This window comes from Actinomycetota bacterium (assembly GCA_041658625.1).
GTDB lineage: Bacteria > Actinomycetota > JAHEXW01 > JAHEXW01 > JAHEXW01 > JBAZZW01.
Genome location: JBAZZW010000002.1, coordinates 539,362 through 563,621 on the forward strand (window position 1 = coordinate 539,362; position 24,260 = coordinate 563,621).

Annotated in this window: 26 protein-coding genes; 2 read left to right on the forward strand and 24 right to left on the reverse strand. The window is 49.9% G+C overall.

The annotated features are described in order from the left end of the window. Nucleotides 1–32: 32 nt before the first annotated feature. The 9 genes from WC891_07620 to WC891_07660 form a co-directional block, all read right to left on the reverse strand. Nucleotides 33–554, reverse strand: a complete 522-nt coding sequence (locus WC891_07620; protein MFA5867808.1) for a hypothetical protein — start codon at nt 552–554, stop codon at nt 33–35. Beyond that, the gene (gene pilO / locus WC891_07625; GenBank protein ID MFA5867809.1) at nt 551–1,204 is read right to left on the reverse strand and encodes a type 4a pilus biogenesis protein PilO; all 654 of its coding nucleotides are present in this window, start codon (nt 1,202–1,204) and stop codon (nt 551–553) included. Before pilO ends, WC891_07620 begins: the two co-directional genes overlap by 4 nt. Continuing rightward, complete coding sequence (locus WC891_07630; GenBank protein ID MFA5867810.1) at nt 1,201–1,869, reverse strand: PilN domain-containing protein; 669 nt, start codon at nt 1,867–1,869, stop codon at nt 1,201–1,203. The genes pilO and WC891_07630 overlap by 4 nt, the downstream gene beginning before the upstream one ends. Next, a complete protein-coding gene (gene pilM / locus WC891_07635) occupies nt 1,866–2,987 on the reverse strand; it encodes a type IV pilus assembly protein PilM (protein MFA5867811.1) in 1,122 nt (373 codons plus the stop codon). Before pilM ends, WC891_07630 begins: the two co-directional genes overlap by 4 nt. A 1-nt stretch (nt 2,988) precedes the next feature. Further along, a complete protein-coding gene (locus WC891_07640) occupies nt 2,989–3,171 on the reverse strand; it encodes a helix-turn-helix domain-containing protein (GenBank protein ID MFA5867812.1) in 183 nt (60 codons plus the stop codon). Nucleotides 3,172–3,615: 444 nt separating this feature from the next. Continuing rightward, nucleotides 3,616–4,080 (reverse strand): Tad domain-containing protein, encoded by a 465-nt coding sequence (locus tag WC891_07645; protein ID MFA5867813.1) that lies wholly within the window; start codon nt 4,078–4,080, stop codon nt 3,616–3,618. A 48-nt stretch (nt 4,081–4,128) separates the two neighbouring features. Then, nucleotides 4,129–4,509 (reverse strand): metalloregulator ArsR/SmtB family transcription factor, encoded by a 381-nt coding sequence (locus WC891_07650; protein ID MFA5867814.1) that lies wholly within the window; start codon nt 4,507–4,509, stop codon nt 4,129–4,131. 50 nt (nt 4,510–4,559) lie between these two features. Then, nucleotides 4,560–5,000, reverse strand: coding sequence for a hypothetical protein (locus tag WC891_07655; GenBank protein ID MFA5867815.1), 441 nt, complete (start codon nt 4,998–5,000; stop codon nt 4,560–4,562). 689 nt (nt 5,001–5,689) lie between these two features. Next, nucleotides 5,690–8,434, reverse strand: a complete 2,745-nt coding sequence (locus WC891_07660; protein MFA5867816.1) for an N-6 DNA methylase — start codon at nt 8,432–8,434, stop codon at nt 5,690–5,692. 409 nt (nt 8,435–8,843) lie between these two features. Between WC891_07660 and WC891_07665 the strand changes: the two genes are divergently transcribed. Together WC891_07665 and WC891_07670 are read left to right on the forward strand one after the other, a co-directional pair. Beyond that, nucleotides 8,844–11,306, forward strand: coding sequence for an AAA family ATPase (locus tag WC891_07665; GenBank protein MFA5867817.1), 2,463 nt, complete (start codon nt 8,844–8,846; stop codon nt 11,304–11,306). A gap of 344 nt (nt 11,307–11,650) precedes the next feature. Beyond that, the gene (locus WC891_07670) at nt 11,651–12,517 is read left to right on the forward strand and encodes a hypothetical protein (protein ID MFA5867818.1); all 867 of its coding nucleotides are present in this window, start codon (nt 11,651–11,653) and stop codon (nt 12,515–12,517) included. A gap of 164 nt (nt 12,518–12,681) precedes the next feature. Here WC891_07670 and WC891_07675 read toward each other — a convergent pair whose 3' ends face one another. The 15 genes from WC891_07675 to scpB all read right to left on the reverse strand — a co-directional run bounded on the left by WC891_07675 (nt 12,682) and on the right by scpB (nt 24,143). Continuing rightward, nucleotides 12,682–13,068, reverse strand: coding sequence for a helix-turn-helix domain-containing protein (locus tag WC891_07675; protein MFA5867819.1), 387 nt, complete (start codon nt 13,066–13,068; stop codon nt 12,682–12,684). Between the two features lie 71 nt (nt 13,069–13,139). Beyond that, nucleotides 13,140–13,961, reverse strand: coding sequence for an AmmeMemoRadiSam system protein B (gene amrB / locus WC891_07680; GenBank protein ID MFA5867820.1), 822 nt, complete (start codon nt 13,959–13,961; stop codon nt 13,140–13,142). Next, nucleotides 13,954–14,868, reverse strand: coding sequence for a DNA-processing protein DprA (dprA, locus tag WC891_07685; protein MFA5867821.1), 915 nt, complete (start codon nt 14,866–14,868; stop codon nt 13,954–13,956). The genes amrB and dprA overlap by 8 nt, the downstream gene beginning before the upstream one ends. A gap of 3 nt (nt 14,869–14,871) precedes the next feature. After that, complete coding sequence (locus WC891_07690) at nt 14,872–16,407, reverse strand: YifB family Mg chelatase-like AAA ATPase (protein ID MFA5867822.1); 1,536 nt, start codon at nt 16,405–16,407, stop codon at nt 14,872–14,874. Continuing rightward, entirely contained in the window at nt 16,397–16,789 is a 393-nt protein-coding gene (locus tag WC891_07695) for a YraN family protein (GenBank protein MFA5867823.1), read from the reverse strand. The genes WC891_07690 and WC891_07695 overlap by 11 nt, the downstream gene beginning before the upstream one ends. Before the next feature lie 68 nt (nt 16,790–16,857). Further along, nucleotides 16,858–17,304, reverse strand: a complete 447-nt coding sequence (locus WC891_07700; protein ID MFA5867824.1) for a type II toxin-antitoxin system VapC family toxin — start codon at nt 17,302–17,304, stop codon at nt 16,858–16,860. Then, on the reverse strand, nt 17,294–17,557 hold the full coding sequence (locus tag WC891_07705) for a ribbon-helix-helix protein, CopG family (GenBank protein ID MFA5867825.1): 264 nt from the start codon (nt 17,555–17,557) through the stop codon (nt 17,294–17,296). The genes WC891_07700 and WC891_07705 overlap by 11 nt, the downstream gene beginning before the upstream one ends. 403 nt (nt 17,558–17,960) lie before the next feature. Beyond that, entirely contained in the window at nt 17,961–18,422 is a 462-nt protein-coding gene (locus tag WC891_07710; protein MFA5867826.1) for a hypothetical protein, read from the reverse strand. Next, nucleotides 18,415–18,984 (reverse strand): hypothetical protein, encoded by a 570-nt coding sequence (locus WC891_07715; GenBank protein ID MFA5867827.1) that lies wholly within the window; start codon nt 18,982–18,984, stop codon nt 18,415–18,417. The genes WC891_07710 and WC891_07715 overlap by 8 nt, the downstream gene beginning before the upstream one ends. Before the next feature lie 196 nt (nt 18,985–19,180). Next, nucleotides 19,181–19,519: a hypothetical protein gene (locus WC891_07720; GenBank protein MFA5867828.1), complete on the reverse strand. Its 339-nt coding sequence runs from the start codon at nt 19,517–19,519 to the stop codon at nt 19,181–19,183. A gap of 3 nt (nt 19,520–19,522) precedes the next feature. Beyond that, the gene (locus tag WC891_07725; GenBank protein ID MFA5867829.1) at nt 19,523–20,563 is read right to left on the reverse strand and encodes a heparan-alpha-glucosaminide N-acetyltransferase domain-containing protein; all 1,041 of its coding nucleotides are present in this window, start codon (nt 20,561–20,563) and stop codon (nt 19,523–19,525) included. Further along, entirely contained in the window at nt 20,542–21,750 is a 1,209-nt protein-coding gene (locus WC891_07730; protein ID MFA5867830.1) for an MFS transporter, read from the reverse strand. The genes WC891_07725 and WC891_07730 overlap by 22 nt, the downstream gene beginning before the upstream one ends. Beyond that, on the reverse strand, nt 21,719–22,423 hold the full coding sequence (locus tag WC891_07735; protein MFA5867831.1) for a phosphatidylserine decarboxylase: 705 nt from the start codon (nt 22,421–22,423) through the stop codon (nt 21,719–21,721). The genes WC891_07730 and WC891_07735 overlap by 32 nt, the downstream gene beginning before the upstream one ends. 66 nt (nt 22,424–22,489) lie before the next feature. Further along, nucleotides 22,490–23,470, reverse strand: coding sequence for a hypothetical protein (locus WC891_07740; protein ID MFA5867832.1), 981 nt, complete (start codon nt 23,468–23,470; stop codon nt 22,490–22,492). Nucleotide 23,471: 1 nt separating this feature from the next. Continuing rightward, on the reverse strand, nt 23,472–24,143 hold the full coding sequence (gene scpB / locus WC891_07745; GenBank protein ID MFA5867833.1) for an SMC-Scp complex subunit ScpB: 672 nt from the start codon (nt 24,141–24,143) through the stop codon (nt 23,472–23,474). Nucleotides 24,144–24,260: the final 117 nt, after the last annotated feature.

Sequence of the window (24,260 nt, forward strand, 5' to 3'; positions counted from 1 at the left end):
TTAAACTCCAGGGGGATAATTTACTTGTTTTGTCAGCCTACATTAATTGTTTCGCCAAGGTAAATCGTATATTGGTTGTCGCCGTACTGAATGACGACGCTACCAGTGCCTATCGACAGCAGCTTAAAGTATTCCGCGAAGGTGTCGCCGACTCTCAAGCCCTCGTATAAAGTCCCGTTGACTTCGATCGCCGCGGACGCCCCAAGCGGAATCGTTACCAGTTTTACCGTCGCGGACCCGGTTGGGGCAGCCCCGGTTGTGCTGGTTGTCCCGTCTTTATTTCTCCCTACATTGCTGGGACTACTGGACGATCCGCCAACCAACGGAGAAAAGGGGTCCTTGTTCTCATAAATCTCGTAGCCCTCGATCTTCCCGGCGGGCGTGGGCGTTGTCTGTTGGGTTTCAGCTTTGGTTTTCGACGACGGTGTGGTTTCTTTTTGAAACTCGCTTCCGGTCGGCGTGGCGGCCAGGCACCCGCCCAGCGTAAACGATATTCCCAGCAGGGCGCAAATCAACCATATCGAGACAGTTCGCTTTCCGTTAACCCTGATCATTGGGCGGCTCCTGTCGATGAACCGCCTGCGCTAGTCGCGGCGCCTTGAGCCGATCCTGTCTCCCCTGTAGTTCCGCTGGGGGCGGCGGTTTTCGCGCCGGTAACGCCGGGGGAAATTATATATGCGTTGGCTTTTACCGTTACCTCGATGTTCGGCAACTTAGCCTTGCCTTCCTTGACGTCGATACCGGTTACGTTGATAATCCGCTGTAGCTTCTCCAGTCTGTAGATGAAGTCAAGGAGCGAGAAGAAGTATCCGTCTATCTGCATTTCCATCGTCACTTCTTTAAAGTCCGTCTTCTGGACCGGATTCGAAGGTTTAATCGATAACAGCGCGATACCGGATTTTACTGAGACATCTTCAATCTGGACGAGCAAGGCCGGTAGTTCCGCGCCGCTTTCCGGTGCCTTCTTGTCCAAGCGCAAGAGTTCGTTGTCGGTTTTGCGGCTGGCTTTCTTGAGCTCTTCCAGTTGGCTGTATGTAGCCTTTGAGCTGTTTAGCTCGGTCATCGCCGACTGTTCCTCGACTCCCAGCGTTCCCAGCCGTAGTATCTGCGGAACAACAAAGAAACCGATAAACAAGAGCAGTATCGCCGCTAAGATTACACCGATCAATGCTATTTGTTGTTTTGGAGTCAGCTTAAAACTCATGGCGTCGCCTTGTTTGTGGTCGAGGTTTCTTTGAACTTGGTCAAATAAACCGTCGTCTGAAACTCAATGACCTTTACCGGCTGCGCGGCCACGGCCGTAGGCGCGGACGTGGTTTCAGCAGCCAGCGTCTGTTCCGTCGCATAATCCAGCCATACGCCCCGGAACTGGTTAATTTCGTTCAAATGAACCAGCCATCTCGCGACCGCCGCGTGGTTAAACGCGTAACCGATGATCGTAATCGGAGGCTTGGGCGCGGTTTTCGCCGCGGCGCCGGAAGCTTCCTTAGCTGTCAGAATCTCGCCCAGGTCCACCTTGACGCTCTTTAACCAGATGTCGTTTGGCACGACCATGCTGATATCGTTCAGGATGCTCGACCATTGAACCTGGTTCTCGGTCATCTTTACGATAATCGCCTGGCGTTCGTCCAAGGCCTTCTTTCTATCCTGGTACGGCTTTAACTTCTCTGTATATTGCTGAACTTTAACGTTTTCGCTTTTGATTATATCGACGCGCTCGCTGGCCATCATGGCCTGGGCTAACGTGATTAAATATACCGCTAGGGCAACCCCGAAGACCGCGGCGAAGACGATTCCCATGAGCGCGATAATCCGCCGCGATTTATGTTTCTCAACTACTTCAGGTGGGATTAGGTCTATGCGGGTCATTTCTCGGTCTCCCGTAACGCCAATCCTATCGGCACGGCCAACGCCGGCTCGATTTCCTGGAACTCGGTTTCAGTCAGCTGCATTTTCCCGACTTTCACGTTCTGTAGGGGCATGCCGTACCTGACATTGATCTGCAAGGCTTTTTCCAGTTCGTCTCGTAGCCCGCCGATCTTCGCCCCACGCCCGCTAAGGACGATTGATTCCGGCGGCTTGCACCCTGTCTGGTCCAAACAGTAGTCTATGGACCGGCGGATTTCCCTGACAAACGATGCGATCCGGTTGCGCAGAATCTCCTGGGCCGCTTCTTTCTTCTCCAGCGAAGGCTTGGGAATCGCGGGGTTTTCGCTTTCCGCTAGCGAAATCTTCAACTCCTCCGCTTCTTCCTCGGTGATATTCATGTTATCGGCCAGGGCTCTCGTAAAGTCGTTCCCGCCGAACAGAAGAATTCTGACGAAGTATGGCAGACCTTCCTCGACGATAATCATGTTGCTGACGCCTGCGCCGATGTTCAACAAGCAAGACGTTTCCAGAGCTTCCTTGGCTTGTTCGTCGGATGGAAAAGCCGGCAGACGCGGAATCAACGAGCGCATAAGCGCGAATGATTTGACATCTATGGAGGCCGGGTACAGACCGGCGCCCGACAATGCTTCCACAAACGATTGGATCATTTCCCTCTGCGCTGCGACCAAGAGCACTTTGATGTTTTTCTCGTCCTCTTTGACTTGATATTCCTTAAGGATCTCGAAATCGATAATGGTTTCTTCCACCGGCATCGGGATGTAGTCGGCTGCCTGGAATTTGATCGCGCCCTTGAGCTCTTCATCGCTCATTTGCGGCATATCGATAACGCGCACGATTACTTTTTGGTTGGCCACGCCGAGGACGATGTTCTGTTTCGGGAACTTGTTCTTAGCCCAAAGGTCTTTGAGGATGGCCGAAACCGCTTTGGCGTCGGCTATTTCGCCGTCGACAACCAGGTTTTCGGGAATGCGGACGATTCCGACCTTGTCTAATACCGGCGGTTGCTTGCCTGTTTGAATCTCCACCACGCGAATCGACCTGGTCCCTATGTCAAGACCTATGGCCTGCGTCGGTTTGCCTAATGAGAAAAGCGCCACGTTAACCTCCGCGGGCTGCGTTTGATTCTTTGGAGAGATACTTGTTGACGGCTAGGGATTTAATACGGTAGCCGCGACCGACGCGAACTGCCGGAAGCTGCCCCACTTTGATTAGCCGGTAGACCGTCATCTTTGAAACACGAAGATGTGTCGCGACCTCAGATACCGTCATCAGCGTCTTCATTAAGCCACCTCATGTGTATTGCCTGCTCAAGCTACACTTAGGAATATTATCACTAGTTAACATTAGTTGTCAATCGTTACCAGTTCTTAACAACTGTATTACCTCGTTAACACGAGTTAACATCAGTAACATCGGGCAATGCAAGTGAACACTTTAGTGTTTTCTTGGTTTTTTTATGAGCATTGCGGGGACGCCATATTAGATAGTAAGAGCTAAATTCTTTCCAGCGGCCGGTTACCGCTGACCGTTGTCTGATTATTCTTCTCTTAGAATATTCGACAGGGCTTCCGTTGGCTGCATGGTGGTTCTTGAATTGGTCTATAAAGCTTTCATTCGCACCTGGTAACCTTTGCATCCTTCGTCTTCGAGTTTAGGTTCGAGCATCCCTTTCAGTTTTCAGATGCGGAGGGCTCACAGTCTCTTCAAACTTGGCATATTGCCTGGTTAGCTGCCTGTTGGATAAACCTTTATCCGGCCGATGCTTGTGGTTCTGATTACCATAGAGCGCTTGTTGACGAGCGCAGAGAACAAAAGCGGCACCCGTGCCCGACTCTCCACCTCAACATATACTTCAGTGTTAACAACTTTGACGTCTAACAGCTCCGCACCGCACAAACCATCCAGGTTCTTCTCTACCCATTCCATGGCATCTTCATCGGAGGCATAGTTGTTTCGCGACCCGGATTCCGCCGCCTCACGTAGATCGATTTCCTCAGCAACCTCACGCGCCGCGACGTCACTTGCCTTATATAGTTCCGCCTTAGCCGCCATCACCCGCCCGGCATCAATGCTCCACCCCATAAACAACAAAACCACCGGCATTATCGCCACAATCAAAACCGTAATTGACCCTTCTTGTGGCTTATGTTCTAAGTTCGTTCTCTTTTTACATGCATCAATTATTTTCATTTTACGTCCATGATTTTACGGACACATTCCCGGGAATGTGTCCGTCGACTAATGGAGATATTTCCTAAAGAGACTGCTAAGGTTGCCTAGCATCACGTCCGTGACCACCCGACTGTCTTTGTCTTCTATTTCTCTGTTAAAGGAGTGTATTACAAGAAATAGCAGCATTTCATTCCTTAACGACAATCTGACCTTGCGAACTCTATAATAGATAAACGATCCCCTGTTTCTATAGGTAACAAATCCGGCTTTGTTCAGGTCGCTTAGATTCCGCGAAACTGTTTTAACAGGCCACCCGCCCCGAATGCTGATTTCACCAACAGTTAGCGGTCCTGTATTGTTGAGCATTTCAAGTATCTCCAAACGTTTTCTGAAGCCAAGGACTTTGAAAATATTCGCCAAATCATCAAGTTCGTTCTTCTTTGTCATTTTCTCCTTTGCAAACATCAGGACACATTCCCGGGAATGTGTCCTTACTTTTAAAAACTTACACTTCCGGTGTCTTGGAGAGAACGTGCAAAAGGCAGTTCGGGGGCCTTCTGCCCGGTTTCATTTATGTTTACGCCACGGAATGAGTTAATCGGGATTTCAAAATAAACAGTTGCCGTTGAGCCGTCTATCGCGGTGATTTGGACATAGTGCGTGCCTTGACCGCCGAAATCATATTCGCCCCTGGCTGTTATGTTGTTTGATAGTTGCGGATCCGTGAATTGTCCAGTCGCCAGCGTAACCGTGTAATGCGATCCGTTTCGATCCTGCCGCCCGACAACAGCGTACACTCGATAAGACTGGATTGGTTTGTTTGCGGAGAACGCGATATTTAGGTCTAGGTGGGCCGGTTCGTCATTTTGACTCTGCCGGCGCCCGTCTTCTGTTAAATAATGCCAGCGGGTAAAAACATACGGTGGCGACTTTGCCACAGAAACCGTCACCTGCAACGGTTCTGCCCAATACCCGCTGGCCGCCCACTCTTGATAGGTCTGCCAATATCCGCTTGCAACCCAGGTTGAATATGGCGCCCAAGCCCAGTAGCTTGTGTCCACCCACGTCCAGTAGCTCTTATCGTGCCATTGCCACCAAGCCCCGACCCAGCCGGCACCAGGGCAATACACGTCGCTTCGATGCTTATGATACCCCCATGCATAAGCGAAATACATCGGCCCCCAATTCATGCCAATTAGGGAGTCATCCTGAGGAGCAGAAGAGATGACTGGCGACGAGGGAACTCTCACGATTCTACTCATTCAGCCACAATCGTGCCTTGAGAATCGCTGGACAGTGAGGCAATCGCTTATAGAATCATCCGAATGCTTGCCGACAAGTTTAATCCGATGTTGGCTCCCCGGGTTGTATGTTTTTCGCACATTCCGAGCTTGCATAAGACAAACCGAGGTCGTCTTCGACGCATCTACGAAAAAGCATATCCTTAAAAATGCCAATTGCTGCTTCGTCAAAATACACGTTTTCACACCTTCTGCCCGATGCTGGGCAAGGAGGCAATAAAGAACTTGGACGCATTGATAAAAGAGAATAGCGAGAAATGCCTGGACGTTGCCTCATAGTAATTGGCTGCAAAATCGACAAACAGAACTTACATAATAATGCGAGGCTACTTGGGCGGTTTAGCTGCTTTCAGTCGTTGTACGGCCCACTCGTTTGAAAGATCAAGCGATTGGTTTAGCTCGAACGAGGTGTCAGCTCGTTTCTTCTCAGCATTTCGAACTTCTTTGACGGAATCGTAGAACTGTTTGCCAATCAGACGTTGTTTCTCAATTGGAATTACCGGTACTGGTATTGCTCCAAGATCATCCCATTCAACGCGGTGTCTACTAATACCTGTGGATTGAGATAAAAGGCGGGCTCGGACTTCGGGGCTTCGAAGAAATCCCCATAAAAACCAAACATCGAATCTTGCGTCCTTAAGTCGCATAATAGTAAACTCCGACGAGGCAATTACACCCGAGAGGTCAGCAGGAATCACGGCAATGGAACCGAGGGCAGCAGCAATGTTGCTTGCTACAATATCATTTTCTTTTGGGTTTTGAACTTTACTATATGTAAGTTCTTCTCCGAGCGCCTTATCGCCTTCCTCGGGGATTCCGTCATATCGAACACGCAGTAATGTGTTTAGTTTGCTAGGCTCGTTTTTCGGATTGAAGCCCTCATTTTCAATCTTGTCGACTATTGTGTGTAGGGGAACAACATTAAGGCCATCGGCACGCCATTTGTCAGAAATGTCATTTGGGCGGGGGAGACACGACTTAACATCAAGACGATCTCCAATAAGGCCGCTCCTGACCCGCCAAGGGCCCTTTATCCCCTGCATAAAAAGATTAAAAGCCTCAAAAAGGTCCCTAGTTTCGTCTTCAGCTGCGGTACGAGCTTCAGCTGCTTTACTAGGCCGTGTCTTCATGGGCACATCATCAAGGCCTACGTAGCGACATTCATACATAAAGGCATCCGGCTGACTTTGCTTTTTCGCGTCCCGCCGAATGAGGTATAGGACCGATGTCTTTGCACGAGCTCCAACACGTTGAAATGCGTCCCCAGGGATACTGATTACGGCACGAACTATAAAGCGATCCCTTATAAAATCTCGTGCGAAACGATTATTTGAGGAACTCAAGATTGAGTCGTCAATTACAGTTACGAGTTTACCGCCTGGCTTAAGAATGTCTGCATATCGTTCTAAGAACATAATGCTCGACTTTAATGATGGGCGTTGTCTATTTGTTTTCCCAAAGCCAAAGGTCCTTAGAGCGTACTGGTTGAGAATTAAAGCCTCGTCTGGCAGCGTCTCTGAGTAATCCATCGAGAATGGTGGATTTGTTAGAACGATATCGAAACCTCGTCTGCTTCCATTTGATATTTCGAAAATAAGTTTCTGAAGCTCTTCGAGCTCAAAACGCGATTGCTGATCATCTCCGACACCATGAGACACTGTCTTATCAAGGCTGTCCGCCGCATATATCCGGCTACCGCCGTCTCCATGGAGATACATGTTGATTCGTGAAATCTTTGCTAATGGTGGTTCTTTACCTGCATCAATGCCAAATATGGAATCGTTGGCGACCCTTTCTAACAAGGCGTTTTGTTCGCTGTCGCTCAGAGAAGTGTTAGATCGAATTTGATTCCGCATGTCGGTGAGGGCTTCAATAAGGAAGCCTCCTGAACCACAACAGGCATCAATTACATGGTCAATATGGTCTTTTGATGCAATTGGGGCAGCGAGTTGTTCCATCATTTTTACAATAGACCTGGGTGTAAAGTATTGCCCCAAGGCTTGTCCCCGCATGGTGGCACTTAAGAACGTCTCAAACAAACGACCGTTAAGGTCCTCATCAATGCTGTACAAATCAAGTGATTCTAGTTTCGAGACAACTTGTCTGATTGTTCCTATCTGGAGTTCAATATGGTCATTTGGCCCAAATATCGGTTTCTTCTTTCCTCGGGCAACGTCCTCTCTAAGAACTTCATTAAGCCTGGCAAAAAGGGTCTCATCAACTGGATTCTTTACCCCCTGTGACTGCAGAGCATCAATCCAATGCGTTGAGAAGATAACATTGTCCCGTGGTATTGGTTTCTCGTCTCGTAGTAAAGGCCCCATTATGGGGTCATCGTGTAGTTTTCGATCCTCCCAAAGCTTTACGAACATTATTTTTACGAACTCAAAGAAAGCAGGTTGAGGATTCATCTTCTCAGCTTTCCATATAAGTCTATGACAGCTGTTAAAAACCCTTTTGATCTCCTCAACAGAAGGCTTTTTCATTAGAAAGCGTGGCTTTTGTATCGAAGGCTTCAGGCCTTGCCTAATAGTAGTAGCCTGAAGTAACGAGCGTACCGAAAAGAAGCTTATGTTGTCATCAGCAAAGTCGGAAAATTCCAGGCTGATTATAGGCTTGCTCTCATCCCATTTATAAAGGTCAAATGCGAGACCATTAGTTATTACGTAGTATGAACAGGGGTTTTGATTGCTAAACTCTTGATTAAGCCCTAACGCATATCCAGCACCTTGAAAAGCCCACTTGTCGATATCTTCCCCTGGTGATTTTGCATCGATTAGCCACATAGGCTTCTCGTTACAGTAGATGACGTAATCTGGCCTATAGCCTTCTTTTTTTCTGCCTCTGGCTACAACAATCTCTTTAAGAGATACCTTTGGCCGGATTTCAGAGTCTTTGTAGCCGAGATCCTTTAGCAAACGATTTATAAAGAATGTCTCGACTGAAGACTCATCAACTAAAACCGCTTTATCACAGTATTTGTTTGACTTCGCGTCCTTGCCAGCGCGACTCAAAGAGTCTAGGAGCGTAGGGCGAAGTAGGTCACTTTGCGGGGTTTTTGACTGTTTCATGTGTTCATTATCATTTGACGGAAGAACTGCGTCAAGGTTCGGCCAAACACTGTCCTATATAGCGGTCAAGTGACAGACAACTAGACAACCCATTGCTAGGCGCATTGTTCATAGAAAAGGTCAGCCAAGTAAGTTATTTAATTTCTATCTAATAAGCCATGGCAAAACCTCATCACTCTTCGGTAATCATAGAGAATGTTCGAAGACGCTCCGGCGGCCGCTGTCGCGTCACTGTAAAGTGTCAACAGAAACGGGGGAACTCCAACTCCAGTTTGTTGTTTATTGTAGCCGAGTGGGCTACGAGTCTTCTTCAAAAGAATATTCCATATACATAGCGTTTCCTCAGCTCTTGAGGTTTAGCACTTGAAAGTACATAATGAACCTAATCTTGTCTACTGGGGAGTTAATTATGCCTTTGAAGATTAAGCTTAAGAATCAGTTTCGTGAGCCCCTCAATACGGATGCGGGTTTCGTCGGTCGTGAAGACGAATTGGCGCGACTCATTACGATATTTCAGCAGAGGCAAGCCGCAACAGTCCTAGTCGCTGGACATCGAGGGGTAGGCAAGAGCGCACTGGTTGACGAGGCCTTAAAACGCTCGCAAGCCGACAAGAAAAAGCGCGTAGTTGCTCGATTGACGTTGCCCCATCTATCGCCCGGTAGTTCGGATATTCGAGATCAAATACTTCAATCGCTGGCGCGCTCGCTATATTTCTCTATCAAAGACGACAATAGCGTTCCAAAACCTCTTCGCGAAGTCAGCAAGGTTCTATATGATAAGACCTATTTGAAGGAACTACACGAGCAGACTGGGGTCGAGTCATTATTCGAAACCGAAGCTAAAGCCCGATCAGCGACAAAGACAAAGACTTCAATCGCTTTTGGCAAGATAGTTTCACTTATTGTCGGAACGTCGCTCTCTGGTGTGGTTGCTATCGGAGGAATCGCGGTTATTTCGAGAATCGTTACGGATCATGGCCTGAGTTGGGGAATAGTGGCTAGCGCTGTCGTGTTGGTTACGGTTGTGCTTTCAGCTTATCAACTTAATCTCGAAAAAGAGGATGAGAATACGACTATTGACAAGGCAACGGCTTCTAACAAGATAAACCGAATCGGTCTTTACGACGTATCTCCCGAGACCCTTGAATTTGAGCTTCGCGATCTTATAAAGGAGCTTGCAGCTAAAGGTCATCCTTGTGTCTTCGTGATTGACGAACTTGATAAGCTAGAGGCTTTTCCCAAAGGCGTTCAGCAGGACCCTGAAAGCGCTGGGCAGGATTTTAAAAAACACATCATATTCAGGATTTTGTCCAGTTTGAAAAACTTCTTTACATTGGGTTCTGGAATATTTGTGTTTATTTCAGGGGAAGATTTCTACGCCCAACTAAATGGACCCATTGAAACAGACATCTATTCGTTAGCTCATACCTTGTTCACTGATCAGGTTTTTGTTCAGGTTCTCTACTATCAGGACGTGGAGCGCTTGATTGAGCAGATTATTGCCGAAACGCCTGCGGACGAGGAGGAGTACCATCGCTTCAGGAACTATTTGTGTTGGCGCTCTCGAAATCATGTGTTTGATCTCTTATCACTCATCGGGGAATTTGTCAGATTTGATAATCGAGGCCAGCCATTTCTTTGGGGAGAGAAATCAGGAGCTCAGGACGGGCATTGGCATGAAGGCAATCTACCGACGAACTGGGAAGTTGCTGCTGCTCTGCAGAAAATAGTGGGGGCCGCTTATGATGAATCGGCGAGGCCGTCTGCTGGAGAGCAGCGTTTCAATCAAGCATTGTGGCTTACCCAACTGCGAACGGCCTATGATCTGTTCGCTGATATGCCCGTGAAGGTGCCAGAGGCTGGTTTTGAGTTGCCTGCTGCTTATGCCTGGGTAAAGAATCTAACGCCAAACGATCTTGATGACCTTGCTGGCGCAGTCGAGCGTCTGCTGGCTAAACTTGAGAGGTATGGTGCGGTAAGAGTAGTCTCGGAGACACTCACTCCCGAGACAGAAGGCCAGCCCGATGTCTCTGTGACTAGCTATACACTAGTTGAAAACCCACCTTATCCGCCCACGTCAGTCAACTCTGAAGTACAAAGAATCCCACTTGAGGATTATTATCTCGATATCGGGGCGAAAGCGGAGCACCTCGCAAAGAATCTATCCGTCTTGGGCATTGAGACACCGCAGTTATCCGATGAAATCAACGCTGTCGTCGATCTAATACTCGCAGTCAAGAACATTTCGCCACGAAACACAGTACCGAGAAGCAGGGTCAAAGAAGGAATTAAACGAGCAGACGTTCTTGCCGAACAGATGGTCGAGACCGGCGTTAATGCAGTTATTACAAAATGGGCGGCGGATCACGGGATGCAGCTTAGTCAGGCACTTTCAGAAATTGAAAACAAAACTGGCACGCCCTGGCAAGACTCGCTTACCAGTGAGTTCCCAGAGTTTGTTGAGGCTTTGGACATAAGCGAGGTTGAATACTTCATCATCGGAGGTTCAACTTCCGAGAACCAGGTTTTAGTGCTGAATAATCGACGAGATCGTGATTTGACGGCAGTAAGCGAGGCTTATTCAAAATCCTTGCCTGGTGAAAAGGGTCGCGATAGACGGAAACAACGTCTTCCGATAGTTGTAGTGAGCCAGTTGTCTCCCGGCAAAAATCCTCAGATTCCACGCGAAGTCGTTGAGGTTATCCAAGAAACCGAAGGTTGGTCTTTCTTCTCTGCCGTACTTGGACTTTTACCGAAAACGAAGAGAGTCAAAACGAATCTGGCAGGATGGACTGTCTTTTCTCTCGATCCTAGCTTGGATAATTTGGAAGACCTACCAGCTGAACTAGAAACGGTCTCATACATTACATAGCTATGTTGCCTAGCATTCTTACAACAGATTTCGAAACAGCAATGAAAACTATCGAGTGCATCTAATGTTCATCGAATAAGTCACCGCAAAACTCCGCTACTCCTCGTTAATCACAGAGTACTCTCTTTAAAGACAATCCGCAGACAAGGACAGCCATCGGGTGATATAGTAATACATTGTTGGTTGCGCTGGAGGGACTACGAATCCGTAGGTTGGAGGTTCGGCTCCTCTCGGGCGCGCCACATCTCACCTGGGCAACAGATGATGATTTCTTTAATTGACAAGGTATTATCTGGGGCAATCTAATACTCATCTAATATTGATTGTCGCCGACAAGGAAGGCAATGATATACAAAGGCTTGTACTCTCAGCGCAAGAAAATAAACCCTGATGAAGATGTTTTTTCATATTCGCTCCCTGCCCCAGTAAGAGCTGCAATATTTAATATTATTAAAAACACCAATCCGAATTGGTCATCTCACGGCAAAACCCGAAGGCCTTTAAAGGCCATTGTTAAGGATTTTTGTGAAAATCATTTATTTCACGGGATTACACCAAGAGCAGAAGACGCTTTTGCATCTGGGTACCAATACGCCGACCACCAACTTACCGATGACCTTAAGGCATGGATCCAAACGACTCCACAAGAATCTTTGTTTGATTTTATTGAAGTAGCAATTATTAATATGAGCGAGTCTAATTTAACGACGCTTGTTAAAGATATTAATGATTTGTTTCAAAGGGAAATGATTGGATTTGAGATTGTAAACGGAAACATTATTGACAAGTCTGATGAATTCCTTCATCAAGAAGTTGTTCTGCAGCCAATTCTTGGGCTAAAAGCAGGAGGATTTGAAAAAGCCGAACAAGACTTCATGAAGGCATTGCAGGAATATGCCCACAAAGATTATGCGGGAGCCCTTACAAGTGCTAATACTGCGCAGGAAAGCGTTATGAAGAGGATTCTTGGAGTCGAAAAAGGTGTGTCAAGTGATTTGGTTAAGACATTAGTTGAAAGGGGCATAATCCCTTCATATATGCAGAATAAAATGTTACTGCCCGTTTCGATAAGAAACAAAGATAGCGACGCACACGGCAGGCTTGATCCAATTGACGTCACGCCGGAACTAGCTCAATACGCGATTCATTGTGTCGGGGCTAATGTTGTGTTCTTGCTCAAAGTTACGAATATGGACGGCACCCAACAATAGCTGTTTATCGGTTTTGGGTTTCTCGTTTTTAGGAATAATTGCAACCAGACTCATAATCCGCGGCAAGTTCGAGTCCTGCTGTGTTCCCCAAACAGGAGCTAATAAAAAGGCCGACTCCAATAAACAGACGTCTCTTCTCCTATTAGTTCATGTTTATCGCCTTGCTATTTCAAAGATCGCGCCCTTTGCGAGGCGACATATTCTTCTAGGTCGCTTTTCTGTACTCTCCACGACCCCGCTCCAGCGCCAATCCTGAAGCCTAGCAAGAGCTTCTTGTTTAGCATGTCGTAGACCTGCGCCTCAGAGAACCGCAACAGCTTGGCGACCTCGCTGACTGTCAGCAAACGATTAGGGTCAGCCATCTTGGCGGCTTCTTTTTCCGCCGCCTTTTCGTGATACTTTCTGGCGTCCTCGGCGTTAATGAACTTACGCCGGCCGAAGCGAGTGGTCCGGAATTCCCCGCGGCGCATCATCTTGCGAACCGTGTTCGGCTCCATTTGTAAAATCTCCGCAACTTCCTCAACACTTATATATCCCGTTTTGTTAGACATATTCATGACCACTTTCGTTTGCTTCAGTCTTCCGTTATCTTCATATATATCAACAATATATCATATTTCATTTAACTTGTTACTAATCCGCCGTAGCCAACGACACTCGCCGTATCCATGCTGAAGTCGGCGCTGGTCGCGTACTTAATTAGCTCCGCCTTGGTGGCGCCCAGTTCTTTGGCCGCGTATAGCATGATCGCCACAGGTCCTACTCCGCACATAGTGATGTCGTTTTCATAGACGGTCTGAAGCAGAAATTCCGGATCCAAGGCCAGAATCGCGTCTATCGCCAGCTTGTCCAATGATTCGGCAACCGATAAAGGCTCATAATGGGTGAAATCAGTCGATGCGACGATTAAGACGTCTTCTTTTTCCTGACGGATCGCCTCCGCGATGGCGTGCCCAACCTCCCGGTAGACGGTTATGTCAGGGAGTCCCTTAATAGCAACCGGCACGAAGGTAAAGTCATTACCGGTTATCACCTGCAGGAAGGGCAACTGAACTTCAACGGAATGCTCCAGCCGATGAGCGTCATAGCTGACTTTGATGTTCTTGCTGTTGGCCATCATACGCGCGGCCAGCGCTTCGTCTATGTCTGCGTTTCCCAGTGGGGTCTTCCAGGTCCCCGTGTCTTCGATTGAAATCGGGAAGCCGAACCCTGAGTGATTAGGCCCGATAACAATAAACCGTTTTGGAGGCTCGATCGCTCCATATACGCTGCCGGCAACCGGGCCGGAATATTCGTAACCCGCGTGAGGAACGACGATCCCTTTGGCTTTTACTTTCGACTCTCGCTCGGCTTGTGCCTTTAGAAGCTTCTTGACGTCCCTTGTCAGCCCTTCTTCGTAACCCAAGTAGAACAGTCCGGCCGCGTAAGGTGTCCGCTTATTCATTGGTTGGGTTCCCCCTCCCTACGTTCATCATGGCAATATAGTCTCCGTCAATCGATTTGCTGACGAGTTTCGCCATTTCAAGTACCACCAAAATACTACTTACTTTTCCACATTGCAAGCCCGTTTCATAAATAATTTTTGTTATCGCTTTTGGAGTTCCTTCTATCGCAGATAACACGGCATTTTCTTCTGCTGTTAGAGTTCCTCTAAAATGACTAATATCTACTTTGCCTTGTCCTTTTTCTGATTTGCTTGTAGGTATTTCAAGTTCTTCCAGGATGTCCTCGGCGGATTCAACTAAACAGGCTCCTGCTTTTAGAAGCTTGTTTGGAGTTGCGCTGTTCCGACTGGTAACTGATCCGGGTAGCGCGTAAACGTCTCGACCCTGCGACAAGGCCATATCAGCTGTAATTAGCGTCCCGCTTCTGGCCGCGCCCTCAACGACCAAAACGCCTATGGACAATCCGCTGATAATCCGGTTTCGCGAGGGAAAATGGTCGCCGCGAGGTTGGGTACCCGGGGGATGCTCACTTACAAGAGATCCGGCCGAAGCGATCGCTCTTTGCAGTTTCCGGTTGACTGCCGGGTAGTAAACGTCTGCTCCGCAGCCAAGGACGGCCACGGTTCCGCCTCCGCCGTCCAAGGCGCCCCGATGAGCGGCGGCGTCAACACCTTCTGCCAGACCACTAATTATCAACATTCCATTTTCGCTTAACTCTCGAGAGATTGAGTAGGCCATATCAAGCCCGTACTTAGTCGCCCTTCTGGAGCCCACAACAGCAAAACCGGCCCGATTGTCCCTGTTAACTGTGTTGATAAGATTCCCGACAACATAGAGTTTCTCCGGCGGATCAGGAATCAGTCTCAGCATTTCCGGGTACCGCGTATCGGTTTTTCTAAGAATCATCAACTAAATAATCCTTACCTCTCTATCAAGCGCCCGATATTGAACAGCCTCCGCGATATGTTCTATGCGTATGTCGTTTTCGCCAGCCAGATCCGCGATTGTCCGCGCGAGGCGCTTAACCTTTGAATAAGCCCGCGCAGTCATGCCGAACCGATCAATCGCTTGACCCAAGAACTCTTGTGCCTGAGAATCAAGACGGCAGAATTCACGCATCATTCTCGGTTTAAGGCGCGCGTTAACCCTAACGCCCGTTCCTTTCATTCTTTCAATCTGCCGCCGTCTGGCTTCGACCACCCGCGCCCTTATGCACCCAGAGGCTTCTCCATCCTGCTCAGACAACATTTGTTCCTTGCTGACCCTTCCGATCTGAACATGCATGTCAATCCGGTCTCTTAGCGGCCCGCTCATTTTTGAGCGGTAGTGTCTTATCTCTTGCGGCGTACAATCACAATCCCTAACGGTATCGCCAAGAAATCCGCACGGGCAAGGATTCATAGCGGCTATTAACATGAATTCGGTCGGGTAATCCACGATGCCTGCCGCGCGTGATACTGTTACCCGGCCGCTTTCAATCGGCTGCCTCATGACCTCTAGTACATGCCTTTTAAACTCGTTCACCTCGTCCAAGAAGAGAACTCCGTTATGACTTAAACTGACCTCGCCCGGCTTTGGCACTGTTCCGCCGCCGATTAATCCGATATCCGAAATCGTGTGGTGCGGGCTGCGGAACGGCCGTTCCGTAATTAGCGGACAATCCGCTGTAAGCATTCGCGCCGTACTGTAGACTTTTGTCGTCTCGATAGCCTCTTCGATGTCAAGTTCCGGCAGAATTCCTGGAAACGCTTCTGCCAGCATAGTTTTTCCAGATCCTGGCGGACCGAACATAAGAAGGTTATGTCCGCCGGCCGCGGCTATTTCCATCGCCCGTTTGGCCTGGTCTTGACCGCGGATCTCGCACATATCTTGAGATTCCGTCGACATATCTTTCAACAGCCGTTCTACGTCAATCTTCACCGGCTTTATGCTCGACTCGGCAGATAAAAACGTTGCGGCTTCTAAAAGATTGTTCACGGGGATAACATCGACTCCCCTGACAAGCGCGGCTTCCGGCGCGTTTTCTGCCGGGACGATAATCCCTGCGCGTCCGGACCCCCTGGCATATAGAGAAAAAGGCAAAGCTCCGGCAACTCGTCGTACAGATCCATCCAGAGCGAGTTCTCCGACAACAACATAGCTGTCAGGCTTTTTTTGCTTAATTTGCTTTGTGGCTATTAAGATTGACAAGGCGATCGGCAAATCGAAAGATGGTCCTTCCTTACGAAGATCAGCGGGTGCCAGGTTTACCGTTATTCGTCGCTTGGGAAATATAAACTCCGAATTTGTGATACCCGCCTTAACGCGCTCCCTTGATTCCCTAATTGCCGTGTCGGGTAGGCCGACAACGATAAATCCGGGAAGCCCGCCAACGACATGCGCCTCAACCTCTACCCCGCAAGCGTCTATCCCAATGACAGATGATGATGTGATTCTAGCGATCATCAATTACCGCGTTCCGGACGTGTTCGAGGTTTCTAATGCGGCCGTCATGTGACATCAAGATTGAGATAACGTCAATGCGCGTGTCTTCAAACATCGATCGAAGATTGTTTATCCCACCGTAAGTCAGATATCCATCCGCCAGCTTCAACAACTTTTTACGCTTCTTTTTATCTACGGCCTCGAATGGCTCGCCGACCGTGTTCCCGGATCTTGTTTTTACTTCAACGAAAACTAGAGTCTTGTCTTTGGCTGCGATTAAGTCGAGCTCGCCGACCTTAGTCCTATAATTACGTCCAAGAATTCGATAGCCTTTACGACGGAGATAGTCTGCGGCAAGAGATTCCCCTAGTCGTCCGAGGGCGTGGTCGTTTCTTTCATTCATATTGATAATGTGTCAAATATTCTCTAATCTGTCAAGTTATATTTGACATTATTTGAGATATTGGAAAGTTAATTAAGTCTAGCGGCGTATTCCTCGAGGGTCATTATGTCGGTGAGACCGCGGACGACCCTGGCGAGCTTTTTATCCGCTGTTATAAGTCGGAGTCCTTCAAGGTCGGCTTGGGCGACGAAGTAGGCGTCATAGACTGTTATGCCCGCCTGCATCGCTAACTCGATCGCTACGTGCAAAACATTTGAGTCAAATGCTATAGTTGGCAGGCCTTCGTCTTGAAGAGCTTGAATCGCGCGATTAATCTCTCTTGGCTTGTCAATACTCGACCATCGCAAACCATTCGCGATTTCATAGAAAGAGAGCTCGGTAATAGCCGTTAGGATTCGGCCTTTGTTGATGGCCGCTTTAAGCCATAGGGCCTGATAAGAGTCTTCTTCCTCAAGGAACCATTTTATTAGTATGCTTGAATCCAAGAGAATAGGTGTGCTGCTTTTATTTGCCAATAGGACCTCTCATCGCGCGGATAATCTCTGTGGAATCACCATGCCAATGGCCTTTTGTCGACTCTCGTATTTCATCCATTATCTTGCCTGCCTGTTTTCGGCGGGCTTTCAGTTCCTTTTCGTTCTTCCTCTCTTCTATCCCGGCGCGAATATACTCACGGATAATCTCGCTCCGCGATCTGGATTCTTCTTTTGCCGTTTGATCGAGCTCATTAATATATGCGTCGGGCATGGTCAGAATAATCCTGGACATTGTTACCTCCTCTTGAATGATATCTTTCTGGTATCAATTGTATATCTCTTGTTTGTATCAGGCAATACATTGCCTGATTATGATCAGCAAATATATTTGGCCCCTCACCTCAATCCTCTCCCCGGAGGGGAGAGGCAGTAACAAAACTCGAGCACCTATTCTGCGAGTCAAGACTGAGGGTGGGCGGGAGCCTCGAACATGGGTTTCCTTGAAGTTTTTCGCGCCGCCAGCCGCCGATTAATATAAAGGATCGAGCATGCGGACATTCCACGACTCGAGCGGAGAGCATTGTTTGCTCGCCGTGGCGACCTGAAACACGGGGTCAGGCCCTATCTCATAAGAAGAAAGGGCCTGACCCCATAGCACTAACGATGGTAGGCCGCGAGCGGCATGCTCGTCTATTTTACCGGCGGGTTGTGCTTAGTGTTTTGTATTCTTTTTGCGAGATGAGGCGGCGGGAGTGGGCTTCTTTGAGAATCCAGCGGGAGTCGTTGACTTCCAGGTCGGCGGACATTAGGTCTTCCCTCGCCCGCCGGTCGTCTGTGATAAGCGTGTATAGGTGGGTTAAGGCAAGAGCGGCGGAGTCGCGCTCGCCGGCGTGCATGAAATCGGTTTTGTATTCGGCAATCACGCGATCCTCGGCGGGGCTTACGTCAATTGTGCGGATCCTTCCGGCGGCGAGGTCGCGAGTGAAATCTTCTTTCCCGGGACCGAAGCCGTGGTACTCAAACTCTCGTTTGACCCGCTCGGCAACTGTTATGCCGCCTAATACGCGGTGGAGAATGTCAGGCCGGCCCAGATGGCAGTAGAACTTCATTAAGACGTCGGTATCGACGATATATCCGTTCTGAGTCATTTTACTCAAAAGGGCGTGCTTCTTTTTGCACTTCAGCCCACTCTTTATCTAGTTCCAATTCTGTAATCCAATGAGAAATATATTCTTCGTCCAAGTCACCGTACTGAACTTCGTAAACGCGTATTGCATCGACGATTTGTTTTCGGCTACCTGCGGATAGCTTTGACCATTGAAGCTTGACTAGAATCGTATCCTCCGGGCTGGCTACGCTAATGCCAACTCCCGCGAACTCTTCGAGCCGCCGACGCTTGAAACGTGAAAGATCAAAGGGTTTGTCGGTCAAGAGCCAGAAGTCGGCTTTGTCACCTGTTTCGGTATCTATCAGGTTGAACATCGTCGTTGCTTCGATGGCTTGGCTGATGGCTTCCGGATCAAGATAAAACCGAGGTCCGGGAAAAGCTGTAACAAGCGAATCTATGTCGTTTTTCTTAATATTGACTACTACGTCCACGTCGTGGGTGGCCCTAGGCTCTCCGTAAAGGCTTGACGCAATCGATCCTGATACGAAATAGTTGATGCCTGCTTTATAAAGAGCGCTGCATATCTCTACTAGTAGTTGTTGTTGCGACATCGTTCGATAATCTCCCTCGAGCGGTTTGTCAGTTCTTCGTCAGAATACTGAGGATAGCGCCTTCTTAGCCCCTGCATGAGAAGCCTATCTGACAAATCTGTCAACTCAAAAGCCTTGTCTAGTCTTTCTTGTGGAGTCATACGGCGAAGTGTTTTTATGTAAATTGCGTGATTGGGGCGCGGTTTTAATTCCATTTCTACCGGACTTTTGTGAGTTCGCGGGCGGTGGTGCGCTGGCCGCAGTTGGGGCACTTAAGGTACTTCCAGCTTCCCGACTTGTTAACGCCTTGAAAACTAAAGAGGTCTTTGAGCATCGATATTTCAAAGTCTTCGTCGCAGTTGGCGCAGCGATAGCCGAAGGTTCTGGCATGCCAGCGGACCAGAAGTAACAAGCAGCCGGCGACGAGGATGCCTCCGGTCAGCATGTTTTCCGGCCAGGACATAGCCAAGATGGCGATGATACCGACGAGGAAAATGCCGACGAGGATGAAGGTTTGGATGGCGTCTGATTTGTTGGGTTCCCTTAGTTTAACCATAACTTAGATTCTAAGGGTCAGGCCGCGCCGATTCAAGAAGTGCACGACAGTCCAGGTGATAACGATCAAACCGCCGGCCACAATCGTGCCGTATTCCCAGGGTAGTCTGGCGCCATGCCGGTATAGGTCGTAGATAATGGGAGCAGCCAGGATATACTGCAGAATCCAGACAGTCAACGCCGCGATACCGAAATCGCGCAGCGGTTTCATGATGCGTATCAACCACTTCCAGTGCAGCACTTCAATCAGACCGTATAGAAACATGAAGACAAGCACCGACACGCCGGATGACAGCAGCGCGTAGCTGATTGACACCTCGTTCTTACTAAACGGCTCGAACGTATTGACGATGACTCCCAGCAACACGAGAGAGCAACCTACCTTGTACAGCCACCACTCGTAATCGACCGCCCCCACAACAAGGTGCTCGCCCGCTATCATGCCGAAGATTGAAATAACGGCCCAACCTAGAACCCCGAACGGGCTTCCGTGGGCAAAGGTGTTAAGGATATGAACATATGAATCCAGCTGGGACAACAGGAAATGCGTTGTCAGGAGGCCGGTGATCGCGGCAATGCGCCAGAATATGTTCAGCCTTAGCGCGAGATAGGTAATCAGATAGCTGACGCCGAGGGTTTCCAGAACACCCCAGCGCAATCCGAAATTCATCCCCACCAACATCGCTTTGGTCTCGTCCACCAGCAGCCCTATGACAATCAGCATGACAGCGCGATACAGAACCTGCTTTAATATTTCCCGCTCGGGGACGCCCTTACTGCGCCTGTTCGTCCAGGTAAACGCCAGCGACATGCCCATCGTAAAGAGGAAGAACGGGGCCACGAAGTCGCCGGGGAGAAGAAAATCGGTGCGGCCGTGCTGCAGAATCCGCGGCTCGTTGTAGGAAAAGAAAGGAACATAATCATAAATCAGCATGCCGAGAACGGCCAGGCCCCGGAATAAATCGACTACGAGCAGGCGCGGAATCTTGAGTGGCGCGAAGTTGTCTGCGAGCTGGGAGTTGTCTACACTCTGGATTTTAGCCACATCAACAGTATAGCAATCAGACTGGTTGACGTAACCAACAAATAGACCGAGGTGTAGCCGAAGGCGTCAATAATAGCGCCTCCCAACAAAGAGGCCGGCACTTGCGAGAGGGTGATCGAGATTGTGTCCAGGCCGTAGAACTCCCCTTCCCGGCCTTTGGGAACGAGCTCGGCGAGCAGCGCGAACGGTTCGTTGAAAAGAGGCGCGGCTCCGACGACGACAAAGAGCGCGGCCACGTAAAACATGGTCAGGTCGCGGAAGAAAAAGGCGATGACGCTGCCGATGGTAAGCGAGACCAAGCCGACCGTGACGATCTGGCGATGCCCCCACCTGTCGCCCAGCGCCCCAGCCGCGACGATGGCCCCGATTAAGAGAACGGCTCCGATAATGACGCCCGGGCCGAGCCGAAACAGTTCGGATACCTCGACGCCGTATAGTTCTTTCAACATGATGGTCGCGAACGGCATCAGCGAGCCCAGGCCCAACCACCAGAAGAACTGCGCCGCGAAGAACAGAAGGATCTTCTTTTGCGATACCAGATCACGCATATACCGGCGAAAGTTTTTGAAGATTGAAATCTTGTCCTGGTCGGGAAGCTCCCCGCCCCTGTCTTCCCTAACCGATATGAATGTGATGGCGGCCGTGAAGACGATAACGAAAGCCGTCAGGTAAAACAGCCAGGCCGGATTCTTAGCCCAGAACCAGCCGCCGAAACCAAGCACCAAGGCGGCTCCGAGCAGGCGCAGAAGTCCGGTGAACGTCGAATAAGCGCCGCGCCGGCCTTCCCCCGACATCTCCGGAATAAGGGCGTAGAATGGTATCTGGTAGGCGACCGAGAAGGTGAAAAACAGGCTTACCAGGAGCAGAAACACCCAGTAGTTAAGGGTGTGCGGCATGGCCGCGACGCATAGCGCCGCCAGAATAGAACCTGCCAGTATATACGGCCGGCGCCGGCCCCACGGCGTCCAGGTGTTATCGGACAGCGTGCCCGCCAGCGGGGATAGGATGACGGAGATAACGTGCGACAGGCTGGCCGCCACCCCGACCATAAAGTTGGACACGTTGATAAAGTCGTGCAGGTATAAGGTCGCGAAACCGAAGATAAGCGTTGTCGACATGGTGATACCGACAACAGCGGAATTATGCCAGAGAAAACTAATAAGACGCGATGACTGTTTTTCCGCCATACACTTGTTGGCCTTCCGTAATCTTGATTTCGATGTCGGTTTTGTAAATGATCAGGTCGACCTGGCTGCCGCGGTCTATAAATCCGACTTTGTCGCCGGTTTTAAGGTTCTGCCCCTCTTCCACGTAGCAGGTGATCTTGTTGACGAATTTGTCCGCTATCTCGATGACGGCGTAGTCGAAACCCGGGCCTTCGACCAGCAGACTGTTCCGCTCGTTCACCAGATGAAACTTGGCGCTGAAGTTGTCTATGGCCTGCCTTAGGTACGTAAACTTGATGTATTCCCACAAGTCGACCATGGGCACATTGGCCTTGGCTTTGGTGTAAGCGATTCGTTTTATCTTGCCCGGCGCCGGCGCGTAGTTAAAGTGCACGTCGAAAGGCGACATGTAGATCCCGACGATCCAGCCGTCCGCGTGCTCCGGAAGATCAAGGTCGGTCAATTCGGTCAGCTTGATGTCTCGGCCAAGCTTGCTAGAAACAACCTTGCCGCCGGTGAACTTCTTGACATAGACGACCTGTCCGTCGGCGGGAGAGATGAAGACGTCGCCGGTGGCGTCGGCCGTCCGCGGCGGGTCGCGGTAGAACCAGACGAAGCGGTTCAGGAGGTATAGCGTCGTCAAAACGACTATAACCAGTAATAAGACTATGAGGACAATATACAGTGGTTTCATCTGCTAACTTCTCGATTCCCTCGCTGCCACTCGCTCACTCGAAGAATATTCTTCCCTTATTCCCTGTTACTTTTCTTTAAGATACTTCCAGATAACGTACGGAAGTTTCGGAACGTAATACCCCGCCAACCCTGCCATCGATTTTAGCGCGGCGGCTTTGTTCTCCGGGATCGGACCTTGCTCGAAAACGCCGGTCCGGTAGCCGCTGTCCAGCGCCGTATAGGTCGCTTGGTACCCGAACTTTTCGTTAAAAGCTTTGACCTCGTCAGACGCCGTCCGTTTTATCAAATCTTCCGGGACATCGGCGATTGAGGATAACTCATTATACAGGGGAATAAGTTCTTCGACATAGCCTTTCGCGGCGACGCCGGCGCGCACCTTGTTGTACCATTGCCGATCGAACGGCAAGCGCCTGTCCAGCTTGGCGATTGCCTCGACAGCGCGGGCCAGGACGGCGACGCGGTTTAAGTCCCAGACAGGATCTAGCACCCTTAGCTCGACCGTGCCGAGACGTTTGGCGATGATAATGTCCTGGAAGCGGTCCCGCGGATCTTCGCGCAGCTTGCCGATGGCGTAACTGTGGGCCATTCTGAAGGACTGCCCCATATATGTGCCACCCGCGTAAGGCGCGTTAATTGTCAGCAAGGTTAAAACGGGTAAGAAATAAGCCAGGTTGGCATAGGTAAGCTCTATGTCGGGGACCCCTCCGACGTGCAGCTGCAGCGCGCAGACGTTCGTCGGCGTACTTAGGTTGATCAAATGTCCGATCGGCGCGATCAAGCCTTCCGAAACGCCGGCCAGTTCCCGCCGGCGCGCGGCCAGATCGTCCAGCAAAGAGGCGGCGTCGCCATGAACTTGCGTCGCTACCTCCACCCCGCTCATCAACCCGTATTTTACGTCGGGACCCCGGCTGAAATTAGAGGCCGTCAGGCGGTAGTGCCGCCCCGGGTCACTCCACATAAGTTTGGACAGGTAATACAGGGATTTGAGAGAGGGCCTCTCCGGCTCGACAACGAAGACCTCTTCTTCCAGGCCGAAGGTAGCCATCTTATTCCGCAGGCTTGTCCGCCGGAGCTTCAGCGGCGGCGGGCGTTTCGGCGGGCCTGCCCTCCGAAGCTTCAGCGGCGGAGGGTTCTTCCGTAGCGGCTTCCGCGGTTTCGCCGGCGAGCTTGAACCTGATCTTGCGCTGCGTCTCCTCGTCCGGTTCAAAACCTTCCAGTTCCGGCAGTTCGTCAAGGTTCTCCAACCCGAAGCTTTCTAAGAAACGCTCGGTTGTGCCGTAGAGTGTCGGCCGGCCGATGACGTCGTCCTTGCCGATCTCTTTAACCAAGCCTTTGGCCAGCAGATTGGCCAGAACCGAATCGACGCTGACGCCACGAATCGCCGCGATTTCAGCGCGGGTGATCGGTTGCCTATAGGCGATAATGGCCAGGGTTTCCAGACCGGCTTGGGTAAGCCTCCTGAAATCTGATGAGAGAACCAGCTTCTCCACGTAGACGCGGTTCTTGGGATCGGTATAGAGCCGGTATCCGCCGGCGATCGCTTTCAATCTTATGCCCCGGCCGCCTTTGGCCATGTCTTCCTTAAGGTCGGCCAGCGCCTGCTTAACCTCATCTTCGTTTCTGCCGGTAAAGTCGGCCAGCTTCTTTAGAGGCAAAGGTTCATCGGTAACAAATAGTAGCGACTCTATAATTGATTTCAATTGTTGGTCATTGCCCATTTCTGATATCCTCAGCTTCTCGATTCCCTCGCTGACGCTCGCTCACTCGAAGAATATTTACTAACTACTAACCACTAACTGCTAACAGCTCTTGGCTCTTGGCTCTTGGCTCTTGGC